This is a genomic window from Buchnera aphidicola (Hyalopterus amygdali) (assembly GCF_964059015.1).
In the GTDB taxonomy this organism is placed as follows: Bacteria; Pseudomonadota; Gammaproteobacteria; order Enterobacterales; family Enterobacteriaceae; genus Buchnera; species Buchnera aphidicola_BN.
The window spans coordinates 567,870-584,739 of sequence record NZ_OZ060383.1 but is presented as its reverse complement, the minus strand read 5'-3'; the positions used below and the strand labels follow the sequence as shown (position 1 = coordinate 584,739).

The window sequence follows — 16,870 nt, the reverse complement described above, 5'->3', positions numbered from 1 at the left end:
ACATATGTGTAATTTTTTGATATAAATAAATCTATTCCTCTGTAGTTCAGTTGGTAGAACGGCGGACTGTTAATCCGTATGTCACTGGTTCGAGTCCAGTCAGGGGAGATAAAATAAGATTTATTAATCAGAAATTATTTTTAATTCTTTTGATAAATTTCTTTTTTCTTGTGAAAGTTCAGCATTTTTGATGATATAGTCATCAATTCTGTCTTCATAATCATTTTTCATCATTAAAATTATTTTCTTAATTTCTTCATATTTCATATCTGGAACAATATATTGGTTAAGATTATCAAGTAATAATATTCTTTTTTGATTATCTCTAATTTTTTTTTCAATATCAGATATCTCTCTTTTTATTTTATTTTTTCTTCTAAATTTATGTACAAATTCTAATACATTTTTGAATGTTTTTTTTGTGTTCATTATATTTAACAACCTTTGATAATTATATTTAATATTTTTTAAAAATATGAAAGTGAGGATTAATAATTTCTATTTATTAAAATTTATATGAAAAAAGATACAACCAATTTTTTTAAAAAAAATGAATTAAATTTTTTATTCTATGATTATGAAACTTTTGGAACACATACATCTTTAGATAAACCAGCTCAATTTTCTTCTATTAGAACAAATAAAAACTTAGATATCATTGAGGAACCAAATTGCTTATATTGTTTTCCACCAGATGACTATTTTCCTAATGCATATTCTATTTTAATTACTGGTATTACCCCTTCATATGTAAAGAAAAATGGTCTTAATGAAAATGAATTTTCAAAAAAAATAAATGATATTTTTTCAAAACCTAATACTTGCATTATAGGATATAATAATATTCATTTCGATGACGAAATCACAAGAAATATTTTATATCGTAATTTTTTAGATCCTTATGAATGGAGTTGGAAAAATAACAATTCTCGTTGGGATTTACTAAATATTGCCAGAGCATGTTATGCTTTGCGACCAAGTGGTATAAAATGGCCAAAAAATGAATCTGGATTTCCTATTTTTAATCTTTCAAAATTATCTAAAATTAATGGTATATCACATAGTCACGTTCACGATGCTACTTCAGATGTATATGCTACTATTGAATTAGCAAAATTAATAAAAAAAAAACAACCAAAATTATTTGATTTTTTTTTCAAATATAGAAAAAAAAATGAACTATATAAATTAATCAATGTAAAATCTTTTACTCCAATAATACATGTGTCCAATTATTTTGGATCTCAACGTAATAATATTAGTTGTATATTACCATTATTATGGGATGAACATAATAAAAACATATTGATATCAATTGATTTATTTAAAAATATTAAAAAATTAATTACTTTTTGTAAGATTATGTCTATTGATAACGTTTCAAGTAAAAATTTATTTGATTTAGGAATTATATTAATATATTTAAATCGTTGTCCTATTTTAGCACCAATAGAATCAGTTCGAAAAGAAGATACTAATCGATTAAATTTCAACATTGATTTATATAAAAGGAGAATAAATTTAATAAAGAAAAATTATTTTATAGTAAATTTTATTAAAAAAGTTTTATTAAAAATAAATAGTAATAGTAAACAACATTCTAATGTAGATTTACAAATTTATGATGCCTTTTTTAATTTATATGATAAAAAATTAATAAAAAAAGTTAGCTCAACGGAACCAAGTTTTTTAAATAAAATACAATTAGAGTTTAAGGATATTCGTTTAAAAAAATTATTTTTTCGTTACAAAGCACGTAATTTTTTTTATATATTAAATAAAAATGAGAAGAAAAAATGGTTAAATTATTGTTTAAAAAAATTTAACTTTTTATTTAAAGAAGGATATATAAATGAAATTGAAATTTTGTTAAAAATTTATTCTAACGATGAAAAAAAAATCAGATTACTGCATGATTTATTAAAATATGTTTTTAAGCAATATAAAGATTTATTTTATAAAAATATTAATTTAAATTAATTTCCTGTATTTTTTTAAATTCATATTTTTTTAAAAAAAATAATAATTGTTTAATTTTTTTATTATATTTTGAACATAATAAAATGTTTTTTTTAATTTTTTCCGAACAAAATGTTTTTTTTAATTCATTAGTAATTATTTCTCCTGGATCAATAAAGTTAATTTGATTATAAAAATTTTTTTTAATTTCTATTTTAAGAAAAGAAAAATGTGTGCAACCTAGTATAATTGTGTCAGGTGGAATTGGCAGTAGTATCCATGGATTAAAAATTTTTTTTAATTTTGCATTTGAAATAGATAATTTTCTAATTTTTTTTTCAGCAATTTTTGCAAGTTCATTTGTAGCTATTATTTTTATATTATATCGAAAAGAAGATTGATAGATCATTTTTTTTATATAAGTACTATTAATTGTTCCTTCAGTTGCGATTAAACCAATAATTTTATTTTTTGTTGTTTTAATAGCAGTATTTAAAGTAGGTAAAACTCCTATAATAGGGATATTAAAAAATTTTCTTAAAATAGATAAAGATATTGTACTTGCTGTATTGCACCCTAGTATAACAATTTTAATTGGATAATTTTTTTTTATTATATTAATAATTTTAATCATTCTTTTTATTATAAAATTATCTCTTTTTTTTCCATAAGGAAACGCTTCATTATCTAACATATAAATATAGTGTATATTAGGTAATTCTTTTTTTATATTATTTAATACAGATAATCCACCTATTCCGGAATCAATTATTAGCACTTTTTTTATATATATAATATAAGATTATTGATATTTTAATATAGAAGATTTGTTTATTCATTTTTAAACAAAAATAATTTCATATAATATTCTATTTTTTTTCTATCATTTTTGTTAAACATATCTAGCTTTTCTTCATTGATAATTTTTGTTTGCTGTAATTTCCATTCTTTCCAAGCTACTTTAGATATTTCATTGTATATTTTTTTTCCTAATTTTCCTGGATAAGGAGGATAATCTTGACCTTCAGATTTTTTTTTTAAAAATGTACAAAAAATGATACGATGCATTATATGAATACCTTTTTATCTAAATTTATTTAATATTTTTAAAACTGGTTGCGGCAAACCCATATGGTTATTTTTTTTTATATTATACCAAATTCCTATTTTTTTTGTATTTTTAAAATTTTTATAAAAAGGTAGTTGAATAAGGATTGGTACGATATGTAATACAAAATGACTAAAATGATGCTTAAAATCTTGAATAATATTGTTTTTTTGATATATATCAATTTTTTTTTCCTTTAACCATTTTGCAGCACATATTTCAGTATTAAATCTTGGGAAACAGAATAAGTTATTCCAGATTTTTTTTTCATTTATTTTTTCCATCCAAAATGTATTTTTATGCTTAATTATAATAAACCAAGATTTTTTTTCTAATTTTATTTTTTTATTTTTTTTTAGAGGGTATTGTATCCAATTTTTTTCTGAATATGCTATACATTTTTTTTTTAATGGGCATATATTACATTTTGGTTTTTTTACAGTGCAAATTAAAGCACCGATATCCATTATTCCTTGGTTAAAGTTACCAGTATTATTCATTGGAGTAATAGATTCAATTAATTTCCATAATTTTTTTTCTGTTTTTTTTTCTTTTATAAATCCAATTATACCATAATATCGCATTAAAATTCTTTTTACATTTCCTTCTAGAATAGGAAAAAAATAATTCATAGACAAAGATAATATAGCACCTGCTGTAGATTTTCCAATACCTGGTAATTGAAGGACTTTTACAAATTCTGTCGGGAATTTTTCTTTGTATTTTTCTTTAATGATTTTTGCTGTTTTGTAAATGTTTTCAGCTCTTTTATAGTATCCAAGTCCACTCCATAAATATAAGATATCATCTAATTGAGCATTGTTTAAAGCTTGTATGTTTGGAAAATGTAATATAAATTTTTGAAAATATGGAATTACTGTTTTAACAGTTGTTTGTTGTAACATAATTTCTGATATCCAAACTTTGTATAGTGTTTTATCTTTTTGCCATGGAAGATTTTTTCTTCCGTGTTTGTGATACCAATTAAGTATTAACTGTGAAAAGTTATATATAGTCATTTTAAAGAAGTTTTTTAATTTAGAAAAAAAATAATACAAATATTTTTTTAAATAAAATATAATTATAGTTTATTTTAATTTTTTATATTTTACGAAAAAGTGAATCTATTATGAAAAATAATATTATTATACCTAAATATAATGAAAAAGGTATTTTTTTACGAGAAAATCGTAGTTTTGTATCTAGAAAAGGTCGCATGACGAATGCTCAATTAAATGCTATTTTGCACTATTGGCCTAATTTTGGTATTGATTTTCAATTATATCCATTAAATCTATCATCTATTTTTGATAATTATGCTCCTATTATTTTAGACATTGGTTTTGGATCGGGTGAATCTTTAGTACAATCCGCCATTAATTTTCCTGAAATAAATTTTTTAGGAATAGAAGTATATAAACCAGGAATAGGATCTTGTTTACGTTTAGCTCATTTTTATGGTGTTTATAATTTAAAAATTATTCATCATGATGTTATTGAAGTACTAGATAACATGATTTTAAATCATACTTTATCAAAAGTACAAATTTTTTTTCCAGATCCATGGGATAAAAAACGACATCATAAAAGAAGGTTGATACAATATAGTTTTTTGAAAAATATTTTAAAAAAATTAATTTTCAACGGAATATTACATATTGTTACTGATTCAAAAGAATATAGTTATTATATATTAAATCATATAAAAAATATTGATAATTATACATTTTTGTCAAAAAAAAATAAATTTAGTCAACAAGATCAATTTCGTTCAACTACAAAATTTGAAAGAAAGGCTAATATTTCAGGAAGAAAAGTTTTTGATTTTATGTTTCAATTTCAGAAATACTAATTTTACTAGTCTAAAAAAATTTCTAATAACGAGTTAAGAAATTTTTTACCTTTTTTTGTTGTATTCCAAAAATTGTTTTTTTCTTTTATATATCCTTCTTTTATTGCTTTTTTAATTTTATCTTTTATATAACTTTTATTAATATTAGTTCTTTCTTCAAATTGTTTTTGTGATATAGATTGATATAGTCTAAAAGCGTTCATAAAATATTCTAAACATTTTTCTTCTTTTATAACAATAAATTTTTTTTTTAAATAATTTCCATTAATAAAATGATCAATATTATTTTTAACGGTTCTAATAATATCTCCGTTTTTTTTTGTAATTTTACCATGTGCTCCGGATCCTATTCCTATATAGTCTCCAAAATTCCAATAATTAAGATTATGTTTACATTCATAATTTAATCTTGAATATGAAGATATTTCATATTTATTATATCCTGATTTTTTTAAAAAATTATCTCCTTGCTTTAAAATTTGAAATATAATTTTTTCATTGGGTAAGTTTAGATTTTTTGTATAAAAAATAGTATTAGGTTCTATAGTTAATTGGTACCATGATATATGCGATGGATTGTATTTGGTCGCAATTTTTAAATCTAATAATGCATCATTTAATGATTGGTTTGGCAAACCATACATAAGATCTAAATTAAAATTTATATTAATTTTTTTTATTTCTTCTATTGCTAATATCGCTTCTTTTTTGTCATATGTACGTTCTATTTTTTTTAATAGATCTGAATTAAATGTTTGAATACCGATAGAAAAACGATTAATACCTGAATCTTTATAATTTAAAAAACGTTTATATTCTAATGTTGTTGGATTGGCTTCTATTGTAATTTCTGCTGTATGGGAAATATTTATTCTTTTTTTAATTTCTTTTATTAATTTTTTTATCCCATTACTAGTGAGTAAGCTAGGTGTTCCACCTCCGATAAAAATACTTTTTATTGTTCTTTGGTTTATCAAAATAGCATCTTTTTCTAAATCTTTTAATAAATGTTTAATATATTCTTCTTCTGGAAGAGTGCTTTTTTTGACTTTTGAATAAAAGTTGCAGTATCCACATTTTTTTAAACACCAAGGAATATGTATATATAAGCTAATAGGAGGAAGTTTAAACATAGTAATGTATTTTTATTTTGATAAATTTTAGTGTTTTATACTATTTTTTAAAAATAGAATGTCCGATTCTTATCATATTGCTTTGAAATGATAAAGCTTTTTCGATATCAAAACTTGTACCTAATGATAAAGTGTCAACTGATTTATATTCTTTTTTTAATTGATTAAAAATAATTTGTGCATTTTTATAATCATTATCTTTTTCTACATTTTTTTTTATTATTTCAGGCATAATCATAATCCCACGAAAATTTAGATGCGGCATTAAAGAAATAATATTTGCTAATTTTTTATAATTTTTTATAGATACACCATTTTTATTAATTTCATTAGAAATATTTATTTGCATCAAAACATTCATGGGAATTGAATTTTTTGATCTATGTTTATTTAATAAAATCGCAATTTTTTCTCGATCTATTGTTTGACACCAATCAAAATATTTTGCAATTATTTTGGTTTTTTTAGATTGTACTTTTCCTATAAAATGCCAAATAATATTTTTGTATTTTTTTAATTTTTGAATTTTTTTGATTCCTTCTTGTAAATAATTTTCTCCAAATTCATCTATTCCAGATAGTATTGCTAATTTAATGGTATCAATTTCTTGGTTTTTACTTGCACCTATTATTTTTATTTTTTTATAGGGATAATTATTTTTTTTGAAAAAATTTTTAATATAGTTCTTCACTATTTCAATATTTTCATTTACCTTATTCATATTATATTAATTATTTTAAATTCCTAATAATGAATTATGGTTAAACCAACTTTCTAGTATAATGACAGCTGCAATAGAATGTATATTATTTTTTTGTAGTGCTTTAAAACCATGTTTGTGAAATATTAATGACCTAGCTTCTTTTGTGCTTAAACATTCGTTATGTAAAAAAACAATAATATTAAATTTATATTTTAATAGATAAGCAAATTTTTCTGCTTTTTTTGTTATTTTTTGTTTTGTTCCGTCCATATTTAGTGGAAGCCCTACAACTAAAAATTGAGGCTGCCAATTTTTTAACAATATTTTTATATTATTCCAATTTGGATTTCCATTATGTACAGATAATTTATTTAAAGCTCTGCCTTTTTTAAGAATATTTTCTCCAACTGCAACTCCGATATGTTTTAATCCGAAATCAAAAGCTATTACTATCATTGGATAGTCTCTTTTTATATATTTTTTTTTCAATATAGTTTATTAAATCACCTGTAATGGAAATATTTTTTTTTGATTCGATTTCGCAAATACATGTTGGACTTGTAACATTGATTTCTGTTAATTTATTTCCTATTATATCTAATCCGACAAGAATTAATCCTTTTTTCTTTAAAACTGGACCTAAATAGTTAGCTATTTCCCAATCTTCATTACTCAATTTTTGTACTTTTCCTATTCCACCTGCAGCTAAATTTGCTCTTGTTTCTCCACATTTCGGTATTCTCGCTAAACACCAAGGTATAGGTTTACCATTTATAATAAGAATTCTTTTGTCACCATTTTTTACTTCTGGAAGATAAGTTTGTACCATACAATATTTATTTTCATACTGTGTAAGTGTTTCTATAATAACAGAAAAATTAGGATCATTTTTTTTAATTCGAAAAATGTTTTTCCCTCCCATTTCATCTAATGGTTTTACGATAATATCTTTTTTTTCTTTCCAAAAGTCATATATTTTTAATAATTGTCTTGTTACTAATGTATCTGCAGTAAATTTTGAAAACCATGATATAAATATTTTTTCATTACAATCTCTTAAACTTTTTGGTTTATTGATAACTAATAATCCTTTTTCTTCTGCTCGTTCAAGAATATATGTTGCATAAATAAATTCAGTATTAAATGGAGGATCTTTACGCATGAGAATTACATCTAATTCATTTAATGACATATCCTTTTTTTTAATTATATTAAAATAATTTTTTTCTTTTTTTTGTACTTCTATTATTTTTGCCGTTGCGTATGATTGACCTTTTCTCAAATAAAGATCATTTATTTCTATATAATAAAGTTCATGTTGTCTTGCTTGTGCTTCTAATAGAATAGCAAAACTGGAGTCTTTTTCGATTTTAATAAATTTAATTGAATCCATTACTATTCCAATTTTTAAATTTTGTTTTTTTTTCATATTTTTTTTATTTCAAAATTAATTAAATTTTTTTAAAAATAATTTTATTATTATAAAAAATATATTTTATTGCAATAAAATTAACTATTGAACTACAAAAAGTCATAAGAATGTAAAAAAATTCTTATATTTACCTATTATTTTTTAATGAATATAAATATTTTTAAAAATATATTTATATTCTATTGATTAATTTTTAATCGTATTTAGAACTACAATAATTATCAAATCTAGACCAATGTCCATTAAATGTTAAACAAATTGTTCCAATTGGTCCATTTCGTTGTTTTCCTATTATTATTTCAGCAATACCTTTAAAATCACTATTTTCATGATATATTTCATCTCGATATATAAACATAATTAAATCTGCGTCTTGTTCTAAAGATCCAGATTCACGCAAATCTGAATTTACTGGTCTTTTGTCTGATCTTTGTTCTAAAGAACGATTTAGTTGTGATAAAGCTATAACAGGTACCTGTAATTCCTTTGCTAATGCTTTTAAAGTTCTAGATATTTCAGCAATTTCAAGAGTGCGATTATCAGACAGAGACGGTACTCTCATTAATTGCAAATAATCGACCATAATTAAAGTTAATCCATTATTTTCGCGATAAATACGTCGTGCTCTAGAGCGTACTTCGCTTGGAGTAAGAGCTGAAGAATCATCTATGTAAATGTTCTTTTTTTTAAGCAAAACATTAATTGTACCAGACATTCGAGACCAATCTTCATCATTTAATTGTCCAGTTCTAATACGTGCTTGATTTACTCTAGATAATGAGGCTAACATACGCATCATAATCTGTTCTCCAGGCATTTCTAAACTAAAAATTAATACTGGTTTTTCATATAACATAGCAGCGTTTTCGCATAAATTCATTGCAAAAGTAGTTTTACCCATAGAAGGCCTTGCTGCAATAATAATAAGTTCAGAAGGTTGTAATCCTGATGTTTTTTTATTTAAGTCTTGATATCCTGTATTGATTCCTGTTACCCCATTATTGGGTGATAAAAATAATTTTTCAATACTAGTAACTGTTTCATCAAGAATTTGTTCGATATTCTTAGGTCCAGAGTCTTTTTTAAAACGTTTTTCAGCGATTTTAAAAACACTAGATTCTGCATAATCTAGTAGTTCCTCGCTTTTTCTACCTTGCGTGTCATATCCAGCATTGGCTATTTTATTAGCGACTAGTATCATCTCTCTAACTATTGCTCTTTCTCGTACTATATCAGCATACGCAATAATATTTGCTGTACTAGGAGTATTTTTTGATAATTCAGCTAAATAAGAAAATCTACCTACACTTTCTAATTTTCCTTTTTGTTCTAAAGATTCTGATAATGTAATCAAATCAATAGGATGTCCTGAGTCCAATAATTTTTGCATTTCCTGAAATATCAAACGGTGGGGTTTGCTAAAAAAATCATCTGCTACTACATGTTCTGAAACAGAATCCCATTGTTCGTTATCTAACATTAAACCACCTAGTACTGATTGCTCCGCTTCTAAAGAATGAGGTGGAATTTTTAATCTATTCATTTGATGTAAATATGATTTATTTTTCGCCATATATATTGCATATACCATTATTTAGTAAATCATTGTAAAATTATATTTTAGTATTATAGAAATAGACTATTTACTAACTAATCTAATCGAGATTTCTTTATATTGTTTTATATCTTGTTATATTTTTATTTATTTAGAAATATGTAAAATATTTTTTATTTTTATATTATTATCTTGATGTAATTAATAATTATGTATTTAATTTTTTTTAAAAAATATATACCTTAATATTTTTATTAGTTTATTTTTTGAAAATAATATTCTTGATATTAGGGGAATATTTTTTAGGGGAATATTTTTTTTGATATACTAAATAATGTTTAAATTAATATTTTTATTAGATTTTGCTAAGTTTTATATAAATTTTTATAATTAAAGATATTATATATAAATACATAAAAAAATTTATACTTATAAAATTTTTTTTTAATTTAATTTTATCATAATTTTATACATTTTTTCTGTTTTAAATTTTTTAAAAAAAAATTATAGGATTTTAATTAATCTAATTTATTATATTATTAATAAGACATTATAATATATAAGTTTTTTATTAACTAATAGCATTTTTATTTATATAAATATAGTAGCTTTTAATATTAGAAGTACATAATTATCATGTTTTAAAAATTATTAATGTTTTTTGAATATAAAAAGTTATTTTTTTGTATTTTTGAATTATTTTTTGAAGATTAAGAATTATTTAAAATAGCATATTAATCTATAGGTAAATATTATTTTTTTTCCTATGATTAAATATCTGTAATGTATCCTAAATTTATAAAATTTTTTTTTTATTTAACTTCACAAAAATATATTTTAAAAAAATTTTGATATTTCTAATATTATAGGGAATTACTGATAAAGTAACTTCTATATATTTAGTTTTATAAAATAAGATATTTATAATTTTTTATACTATAAATAATTCAAAATTTCTTAATAATGTGTTTTTTTAAATTTATCAGTGGAGTTTGTATTATGGCAAGCAGAGGTGTAAATAAAGTAATTTTAATTGGTCATTTAGGTCAAGATCCTGAAGTACGTTATATGCCTAATGGTAATGCAGTGGTAAATATGACGCTTGCAACTTCAGAAAACTGGAAAGATAAAAATACTGGTGAAAGCAAAGAAAAAACAGAATGGCATAGAATAGTTTTATTTGGAAAGTTAGCTGAAATTGCTGGGGAATATTTAAGAAAAGGTTCACAAGTATATATTGAAGGATCTCTTCAAACTAGAAAATGGCAGGATCAGAATGGTCTTGAACGTTATACTACAGAAGTAGTAGTTAATATTGGCGGTACAATGCAAATGTTAGGTAATCGTAATTCTAATTCTCAAAATATTATATCAAACGAAAATAATAATATATTAAAAACAAAAGAATTAGAAAGATCTAATTCTTCAAAGAATTTAGAAAAAAATCAAACAAATCAAGAGAAAATTGATTCTGAGGAAATAGATTTTGATGATGAAATACCTTTTTAAAAAATAAAAATATTTATAGCCCCAATTATATTTTGGGGTCTATATAGTATATCTTTTATAAAGATTTTATAAATTTTAATATAATAGAACAAAATTTTTCTTTGTGAGAAATAAATGGGGCGTGTGCAGCTTTTTCTATAACAATAGAACTAGAATCAGGCCATTTTTCATCAAGTATTTTACATATTTTTTTTGAAACTAAAATATCTAATGAACCATATATACGTAAAAATGGAAATTTAAATATATTTTTTTCGTATCTTAAATCAGTCGAAAGAAGTATTTCTAATCCGTTTTTTAATGATTTATTATTTGGTTGTTCTGCATAAGATAATATTTTTTTTAAATAGTTTAAGTCTTTAGGAGGATTTTTTAATCCCATCATTTGTATATATAAAAAATTAATTATAGTTTCATAATAATTTTTTGTTAAATTTTTATAAAAATAAAATATTTTTTCTTTTTCTATTCCAGGCCATTTTTTTTTTTGTAAAACATGGAGAAGATGCTACATTTATTATTCCTAATACACGTTCTGGATATGACATTGCGAATTGATTAGCAATTAATCCTCCTATTGACCATCCTAAAAAAATTGATTTTTTTTTCATATTATTGTATAAAATTGAAGTTATTTCATTTATTTTCATAGGATCTATATGCCTATTTACCCCTATTCCTGGTAAGTCAATTAAATGAAACTTAAATATATTATTTAATTTTTTTATTATAAAAAACCATATTTCTGAATTAAAACCCCATCCATTTAATAAAACAATATTAACATTGCCATTACCAATAGTTTTCCAATAAAATTGTTGCATTTTTTCTCCAAAAGAATATTTTTTATATAGAATATTCTTGTTTTTATTTTAATAAGTTAGTAGTATTATATATAATTAAAATTATAGTTAAATTTAAGTTAATGATTACTATTTCTAAAAATGCTCAAAATCATTTTACTTCACTTTTATCCAAAGAATCTATTGGAACCCAAATACGTGTTTTTATTATTAATCCAGGAACTCATAATGCAGAATGTGGAGTAGCATATTGTGAAAAGAACGAAGTAGAAGAATCTGATATAAAAATAAAATATGAGAATTTCTTTGTTTACGTTGATAAATCTATTATTGGTTTTTTAAAAAATTCTAAAATTGATTTAATAGTAGATAAACTAGGTTCTCATTTAACTTTTAAAGCACCATATGCTACAAAAAACATTTTGCATAAAAATACATCTTCTTTACAAGAAAAATAGAAAATTTTTTGAATATTAGTATAAATCCTCAATTATCAATGCACGGCGGAAAAGTTAATTTAATTAAAATTGATGAAAATCATATGGCTTTAATAAAATTTAGTGGGGGATGTAATGGATGTTCAATGATTGGTTCTACTTTAAAACAAATAGTTGAAAAAAAAATATTATCTTTTTTTCCTGAAATAAAAAAAGTTGTTGATAAGACTGATCATTTTCATGATAAAAATTCCTTTTATTAAAAAAATTTTATAGAAATTTTAAATGAATTTTTTAATAAAAATTATATAAGTCTTAAAATATTACTTTTTAAAAGTATTTATTTTCGACTTATTTTACCTCGTAAATTATTTTTTATTTAAATACGATTTTTTTTAATTAAAAAATTGTGACTGAATAAAAAGTATAATTTAGTCAAATCCGCTTCTATTTTTAAATCGTATCTATGAAAAACGCACACTTTATAAGTGAATTTTCTGTTTTATATCTATTCATATTCGTTTTTCTAATTTACATTTTTTTAAATTTATAACAATGATATTTTTTTCATTCTATATCTAATTCTATTAAAAAATTTATATTTTAAGTAGTATTTTTTATACTAGAAGTACATAAAAATTAGCGCTTTAACAGCACTTAAAAAAATTTTTTCATAATTTTTTTTAGAATTACCTGAATATATTTTTATTATAATAAGTTAAGTTTAAATTTTTTAAGCCTTTAGTTATTTTTTTATTTTTTTATGAAAAATTAAATTTTATCACTTATTCTTAATAATTTTTCTAAGTTATTTGAAGAAAAATCATTTAATTGATTATCATGCAATTTAGTTTTTCTATTTCTTCTATATAAATTATAATTAAAAAAGAGAGTAACTTCCTGAATAGGGTGATAAGCTATAATGAATAACAGATTAAAAAAATTTTTTAATTATCTAATTGTATATCTAATAAAGGCATTTGAGATCCTATTTATTATTATTCGTTTATCTAAATTTTCTAATATAAATTATAAAAAGGAGATAGTATATGCTATATTTTTAGTTTTACAAAGGATGATAAAATTGTCGTATTGATAATAATTATTTTTTATTTCATCTTCTATCGCTCTGCCATTCTATTAGACTCATATTCGATGAATCAATTAATAGACTGTATTCCTTAATAGTAAAATTTGAAATATTTATTTCATAAAAATATAACATATTAGTCAATTATTTTTTGAAAATAACTAAAAATTAGATATATCCATATCGTTATTTTTTATTCCAATTGTACTACCTGTATATAAAATACATATATTTTTCCATTAACAAAAACTTTTTTTTTAATTTAATTATAAATATTTTTTATTACATGCAATTTAATTTATATTTATTATTTTTTTTTAAATAAATCAAAACAACTAATTAGTATTTTTTTAAAAATCTAGATTTTTTTATATCTAAAATTTTTAATAATAAAAAACTCAAATGAGTCTCTATGTGTAATGTACATCATCAATTAGAATTACAAAAAAGACGAACTTTTGCCATTATTTCTCACCCGGATGCTGGAAAAACAACAGTAACTGAAAAAATGCTCCTTTTAGGAAAGGCCATTCGTACTACTGGTACAATCAAAGGTAGAGGAAATGGTAAATATGCCAAATCAGATTGGATGAATATTGAAAAACGTCGTGGAATTTCTGTTACTACATCAGTTATGCAATTTACATATAAAAATATTTTAATAAATTTATTAGATACTCCAGGTCATGAAGACTTTTCAGAGGATACATATCGAATACTTACTGCAGTTGATTGTTGTTTATTAGTTATTGATGCAGCTAAAGGAATAGAAGAGAGAACAAAAAAACTAATGAATGTGACTCGTTTACATAATACTCCTATTATTACTTTTATTAATAAATTAGATCGTGATAGTCTTGAACCAATAGAAATTTTAGATGAAATTGAAAAATATTTAAAGTTAAATTGTACTCCAATCACCTGGCCAATTAGCTGTGGAAAAAGTTTTAAAGGTATTTATCATCTTCATGATAAAATGATTCATTTATATAAAAAAAATATAATTAAAAAATCTAATTTTTTTCATTCTAAATCATTTTGTTGTTTTTTAAATGAACCTTCTTTAAAAGAATATATTGGTAGAGATTTAAATATACAATTTCATGAAGAATTAAAATTAATTACTCATGTATATCCAGAATTTATTAAAAAAAAATTTCTAAAAGGTTATATGACTCCTGTTTTTTTTGGTAGTGCATTAGGTAATTTTGGTATTAATCATATTTTAGAAAGCTTAATAAAGTGGGCTCCTTCTCCGGTTTATCGTCAAACTAATATACGAAAAGTGAAGCCTGAAGAAAAAAAATTAACAGGTTTTATATTTAAAATCCAAGCAAATATGGATTTAAAACATCGCGATCGAATAGCCTTTATGAGAATTGTTTCTGGAAAATATAAAAAAGGTATAAAGTTGAGGCATGTAAGAACAAAAAAAAATATTACTATTTCTGATGCATTTTCTTTTTTAGCTGGTGATAGATTTATAGTAGAAAAAGCATATCCAGGAGATGTAATAGGAATACATAATCATGGCACAATAAAAATTGGAGATACTTTTACAGAAGGAGAAGACATTCAATTTGTTGGTATTCCAAGTTTTGCACCAGAAGTATTTCGAGGTATTGTTCTAAAAAACCCATTACAGCAAAAAAAATTAAAAAAGAGTTTATTTCAATTATCAGAAGAAGGTGCAATACAAGTATTACGTCCTATGATTAATAATAGTATAATTTTAGGTGCTATTGGTGTATTGCAATTTGATGTTGTTATCGAGCGTTTAAATATTGAATATAAAATAGATGCAACATATAGAAAAGTAGATATTTTTATTGCACGTTGGATTAGATCAGAAAATAAAAAAAGTATTTTTGAATTCGTGAATAAAAACAAGTCTTATATAGCTTTAGATAGTTTTAATCAATTAATATATTTAGCACCCAATAAAGCTAATTTAAACATAACTAAAAATCTTTATAATGATATTTTTTTTGATAAAACAAGAGAACAATAAATATACTTGTTTAATTTTTTAGGTATTAATAATGAAACGTGTTTTTTTAATGATTTTAGATTCTTTCGGTATAGGTTCCAGCGCTGATGCGTATAAATTTAATGATATTGGTGCAGATACTTTTGGACATATAGCAAAACAATGTTTTTTAGATAAAGCTAATATAAAACGACAAGGTCCTTTATATATTCCTAATCTAGAAAAATTGGGAATAGTTCAATCCTATTATGCTTCTACAGGAAAATATCCATTAGGATTTAGTAATCAAATAAAAGAAAATAATATTATTGCTAGTTATGGTTTTGCTAGTGAAGTGTCTTCTGGAAAAGATACTACTTCTGGACATTGGGAAATTGCTGGTTCACCTTTTTTAGGAGATTGGTATTATTTCAAAGATAAAAATTGTTCGTTTCCCTTACCATTAACTAAAGAAATTTCAATAAAATTAAAATTACCAGGTTTTCTTGGTAACTGTCATGCTTCTGGAACAGAAATAATAAAAAATTTAGGTGAAGAACATATTAAAACAGGTAAACCTATTTTTTATACTTCATCTGATTCTGTTTTTCAGATAGCGTGTCATGAAACTACATTTGGCTTATCAAAATTATATAAAATATGTAAAACTGTTCGTATGATACTGGATCAAAATAAATATAAAGTAGCTCGAGTTATAGCTAGACCTTTTGTTGGAACAAATAAATTAAATTTTCAAAGAACTAAAAATAGACGGGATTTTTCAGTAAAGCCTTCTTCTCTAACTTTTATGGAAAAATTAATACAAGAGAAGATTGGTAAAGTTATTGGTATAGGAAAAGTCTCAGATATTTATTCAGGAGTAGGAATTAGTAAAAGTATTAAAGCTAATGGGTTGACAGAATTATGTAATGTTACGATTGATCAAATGAAAATAGCTGAAAATAATACTATTGTATTTACTAATTTTGTAGATTTTGATTCAATGTGGGGGCATCGTCGTGATGTTTCAGGATACGCTAAAGGTTTAGAATTTTTTGACGTTAGATTATCACAAATGCTTGATTTAGTAAAAAAGAATGATTTATTTATTTTAACTGCAGATCATGGATGCGATCCTACGTGGAAAGGAACAGATCATACTAGAGAAAATATTCCTATATTAATATATTCTCCAAGTAAAAAAATACGTTTTTTAGGTCATCGAGATACCTTTTCTGATATAGGACAAACTATTGCAAGATATTTTTCTTTGTCTGATATGAAATATGGTAAAAATATGCTTTAACAAAGTTATTTTTT

The 16,870-nt window shown here is 22.6% G+C and carries 17 protein-coding genes, 1 tRNA gene and 1 pseudogene; 7 read left to right on the top strand and 12 right to left on the bottom strand.

Translation table 11 applies throughout. From position 1 onward, the window contains the following. Nucleotides 1–35 precede the first annotated feature (35 nt). Nucleotides 36–108, top strand: a tRNA-Asn gene (locus AB4W74_RS02840). A 15-nt stretch (nucleotides 109–123) separates the two neighbouring features. Here the strand turns inward: AB4W74_RS02840 and AB4W74_RS02835 are convergent. After that, on the bottom strand, nucleotides 124–432 hold the full coding sequence (locus AB4W74_RS02835) for a DUF496 family protein (RefSeq protein WP_367682261.1): 309 nt from the start codon (nucleotides 430–432) through the stop codon (nucleotides 124–126). 84 nt (nucleotides 433–516) lie between these two features. On the opposite strand from AB4W74_RS02835, the gene sbcB reads away from it, so the two are divergent. Next, a complete protein-coding gene (gene sbcB / locus AB4W74_RS02830; RefSeq protein WP_367681938.1) occupies nucleotides 517–1,980 on the top strand; it encodes an exodeoxyribonuclease I in 1,464 nt (487 codons plus the stop codon). Here the strand turns inward: sbcB and murI are convergent. Genes murI through mutY form a run of 3 tightly spaced genes read right to left on the bottom strand, consistent with a single transcriptional unit; the run spans nucleotide 1,967 to nucleotide 4,086 of the window. Continuing rightward, nucleotides 1,967–2,737, bottom strand: a complete 771-nt coding sequence (murI, locus tag AB4W74_RS02825; RefSeq protein ID WP_367681937.1) for a glutamate racemase — start codon at nucleotides 2,735–2,737, stop codon at nucleotides 1,967–1,969. The genes sbcB and murI overlap by 14 nt on opposite strands. A gap of 53 nt (nucleotides 2,738–2,790) precedes the next feature. Further along, nucleotides 2,791–3,027, bottom strand: coding sequence for an oxidative damage protection protein (locus AB4W74_RS02820; protein ID WP_367681936.1), 237 nt, complete (start codon nucleotides 3,025–3,027; stop codon nucleotides 2,791–2,793). A 15-nt stretch (nucleotides 3,028–3,042) separates the two neighbouring features. Next, nucleotides 3,043–4,086 carry an A/G-specific adenine glycosylase gene (gene mutY / locus AB4W74_RS02815; RefSeq protein WP_367681935.1) on the bottom strand — a complete coding sequence of 348 codons (1,044 nt, stop codon included), beginning with the start codon at nucleotides 4,084–4,086 and terminating at the stop codon, nucleotides 3,043–3,045. 110 nt (nucleotides 4,087–4,196) lie between these two features. Between mutY and trmB the strand changes: the two genes are divergently transcribed. After that, the gene (gene trmB / locus AB4W74_RS02810) at nucleotides 4,197–4,919 is read left to right on the top strand and encodes a tRNA (guanosine(46)-N7)-methyltransferase TrmB (RefSeq protein ID WP_367681934.1); all 723 of its coding nucleotides are present in this window, start codon (nucleotides 4,197–4,199) and stop codon (nucleotides 4,917–4,919) included. A 5-nt stretch (nucleotides 4,920–4,924) separates the two neighbouring features. On the opposite strand, the gene hemW is transcribed toward trmB, so the two are convergent. From hemW to dnaB, 5 genes are all read right to left on the bottom strand, one after another. Next, a complete protein-coding gene (hemW, locus tag AB4W74_RS02805; protein ID WP_367681933.1) occupies nucleotides 4,925–6,052 on the bottom strand; it encodes a radical SAM family heme chaperone HemW in 1,128 nt (375 codons plus the stop codon). A 40-nt stretch (nucleotides 6,053–6,092) separates the two neighbouring features. Further along, the gene (locus tag AB4W74_RS02800) at nucleotides 6,093–6,773 is read right to left on the bottom strand and encodes a YggS family pyridoxal phosphate-dependent enzyme (protein ID WP_367681932.1); all 681 of its coding nucleotides are present in this window, start codon (nucleotides 6,771–6,773) and stop codon (nucleotides 6,093–6,095) included. 15 nt (nucleotides 6,774–6,788) lie between these two features. Next, nucleotides 6,789–7,211, bottom strand: coding sequence for a Holliday junction resolvase RuvX (gene ruvX, locus AB4W74_RS02795; protein WP_367681931.1), 423 nt, complete (start codon nucleotides 7,209–7,211; stop codon nucleotides 6,789–6,791). Then, complete coding sequence (gshB, locus tag AB4W74_RS02790; RefSeq protein ID WP_367681930.1) at nucleotides 7,192–8,184, bottom strand: glutathione synthase; 993 nt, start codon at nucleotides 8,182–8,184, stop codon at nucleotides 7,192–7,194. Before gshB ends, ruvX begins: the two co-directional genes overlap by 20 nt. A 196-nt stretch (nucleotides 8,185–8,380) precedes the next feature. Beyond that, nucleotides 8,381–9,778, bottom strand: a complete 1,398-nt coding sequence (gene dnaB / locus AB4W74_RS02785; RefSeq protein WP_367681929.1) for a replicative DNA helicase — start codon at nucleotides 9,776–9,778, stop codon at nucleotides 8,381–8,383. A gap of 963 nt (nucleotides 9,779–10,741) precedes the next feature. Here dnaB and ssb point away from each other — a divergent pair. Next, the gene (gene ssb, locus AB4W74_RS02780) at nucleotides 10,742–11,251 is read left to right on the top strand and encodes a single-stranded DNA-binding protein (protein WP_367681928.1); all 510 of its coding nucleotides are present in this window, start codon (nucleotides 10,742–10,744) and stop codon (nucleotides 11,249–11,251) included. A gap of 55 nt (nucleotides 11,252–11,306) precedes the next feature. Here the strand turns inward: ssb and AB4W74_RS02775 are convergent, their stop codons facing one another. Further along, nucleotides 11,307–11,636, bottom strand: a complete 330-nt coding sequence (locus tag AB4W74_RS02775; RefSeq protein WP_367681927.1) for a hypothetical protein — start codon at nucleotides 11,634–11,636, stop codon at nucleotides 11,307–11,309. Nucleotides 11,637–11,688: 52 nt separating this feature from the next. Beyond that, nucleotides 11,689–12,075: an alpha/beta fold hydrolase gene (locus AB4W74_RS02770; protein ID WP_367681926.1), complete on the bottom strand. Its 387-nt coding sequence runs from the start codon at nucleotides 12,073–12,075 to the stop codon at nucleotides 11,689–11,691. Nucleotides 12,076–12,176: 101 nt separating this feature from the next. Between AB4W74_RS02770 and AB4W74_RS02765 the strand changes: the two are divergent. Beyond that, nucleotides 12,177–12,754: pseudogene (locus AB4W74_RS02765) on the top strand (NfuA family Fe-S biogenesis protein). A 508-nt stretch (nucleotides 12,755–13,262) separates the two neighbouring features. Here AB4W74_RS02765 and AB4W74_RS02760 read toward each other — a convergent pair. Continuing rightward, complete coding sequence (locus AB4W74_RS02760) at nucleotides 13,263–13,424, bottom strand: asparaginase domain-containing protein (RefSeq protein WP_367682260.1); 162 nt, start codon at nucleotides 13,422–13,424, stop codon at nucleotides 13,263–13,265. 569 nt (nucleotides 13,425–13,993) lie between these two features. On the opposite strand from AB4W74_RS02760, the gene AB4W74_RS02755 reads away from it, so the two are divergent. Next, nucleotides 13,994–15,592: a peptide chain release factor 3 gene (locus AB4W74_RS02755; protein WP_367681925.1), complete on the top strand. Its 1,599-nt coding sequence runs from the start codon at nucleotides 13,994–13,996 to the stop codon at nucleotides 15,590–15,592. 31 nt (nucleotides 15,593–15,623) lie between these two features. Beyond that, nucleotides 15,624–16,856, top strand: a complete 1,233-nt coding sequence (locus AB4W74_RS02750) for a phosphopentomutase (RefSeq protein ID WP_367681924.1) — start codon at nucleotides 15,624–15,626, stop codon at nucleotides 16,854–16,856. The last annotated feature ends 14 nt before the right edge of the window (nucleotides 16,857–16,870 follow it).

What these genes read in the sequence shown, in the direction of transcription:
- sbcB (WP_367681938.1), top strand. Translation starts at nt 517, where the DNA reads ATGAAAAAAGATACAACCAATTTTTTTAAAAAAAATGAATTAAATTTT.
- AB4W74_RS02820 (WP_367681936.1), bottom strand. Translation starts at nt 3,027, where the DNA reads ATGCATCGTATCATTTTTTGTACATTTTTAAAAAAAAAATCTGAAGGT.
- mutY (WP_367681935.1), bottom strand. Translation starts at nt 4,086, where the DNA reads ATGACTATATATAACTTTTCACAGTTAATACTTAATTGGTATCACAAA.
- trmB (WP_367681934.1), top strand. Translation starts at nt 4,197, where the DNA reads ATGAAAAATAATATTATTATACCTAAATATAATGAAAAAGGTATTTTT.
- hemW (WP_367681933.1), bottom strand. Translation starts at nt 6,052, where the DNA reads ATGTTTAAACTTCCTCCTATTAGCTTATATATACATATTCCTTGGTGT.
- AB4W74_RS02800 (WP_367681932.1), bottom strand. Translation starts at nt 6,773, where the DNA reads ATGAATAAGGTAAATGAAAATATTGAAATAGTGAAGAACTATATTAAA.
- ruvX (WP_367681931.1), bottom strand. Translation starts at nt 7,211, where the DNA reads ATGATAGTAATAGCTTTTGATTTCGGATTAAAACATATCGGAGTTGCA.
- gshB (WP_367681930.1), bottom strand. Translation starts at nt 8,184, where the DNA reads ATGAAAAAAAAACAAAATTTAAAAATTGGAATAGTAATGGATTCAATT.
- dnaB (WP_367681929.1), bottom strand. Translation starts at nt 9,778, where the DNA reads ATGGTATATGCAATATATATGGCGAAAAATAAATCATATTTACATCAA.
- ssb (WP_367681928.1), top strand. Translation starts at nt 10,742, where the DNA reads ATGGCAAGCAGAGGTGTAAATAAAGTAATTTTAATTGGTCATTTAGGT.
- AB4W74_RS02775 (WP_367681927.1), bottom strand. Translation starts at nt 11,636, where the DNA reads ATGATGGGATTAAAAAATCCTCCTAAAGACTTAAACTATTTAAAAAAA.
- AB4W74_RS02770 (WP_367681926.1), bottom strand. Translation starts at nt 12,075, where the DNA reads ATGCAACAATTTTATTGGAAAACTATTGGTAATGGCAATGTTAATATT.
- AB4W74_RS02755 (WP_367681925.1), top strand. Translation starts at nt 13,994, where the DNA reads ATGTGTAATGTACATCATCAATTAGAATTACAAAAAAGACGAACTTTT.
- AB4W74_RS02750 (WP_367681924.1), top strand. Translation starts at nt 15,624, where the DNA reads ATGAAACGTGTTTTTTTAATGATTTTAGATTCTTTCGGTATAGGTTCC.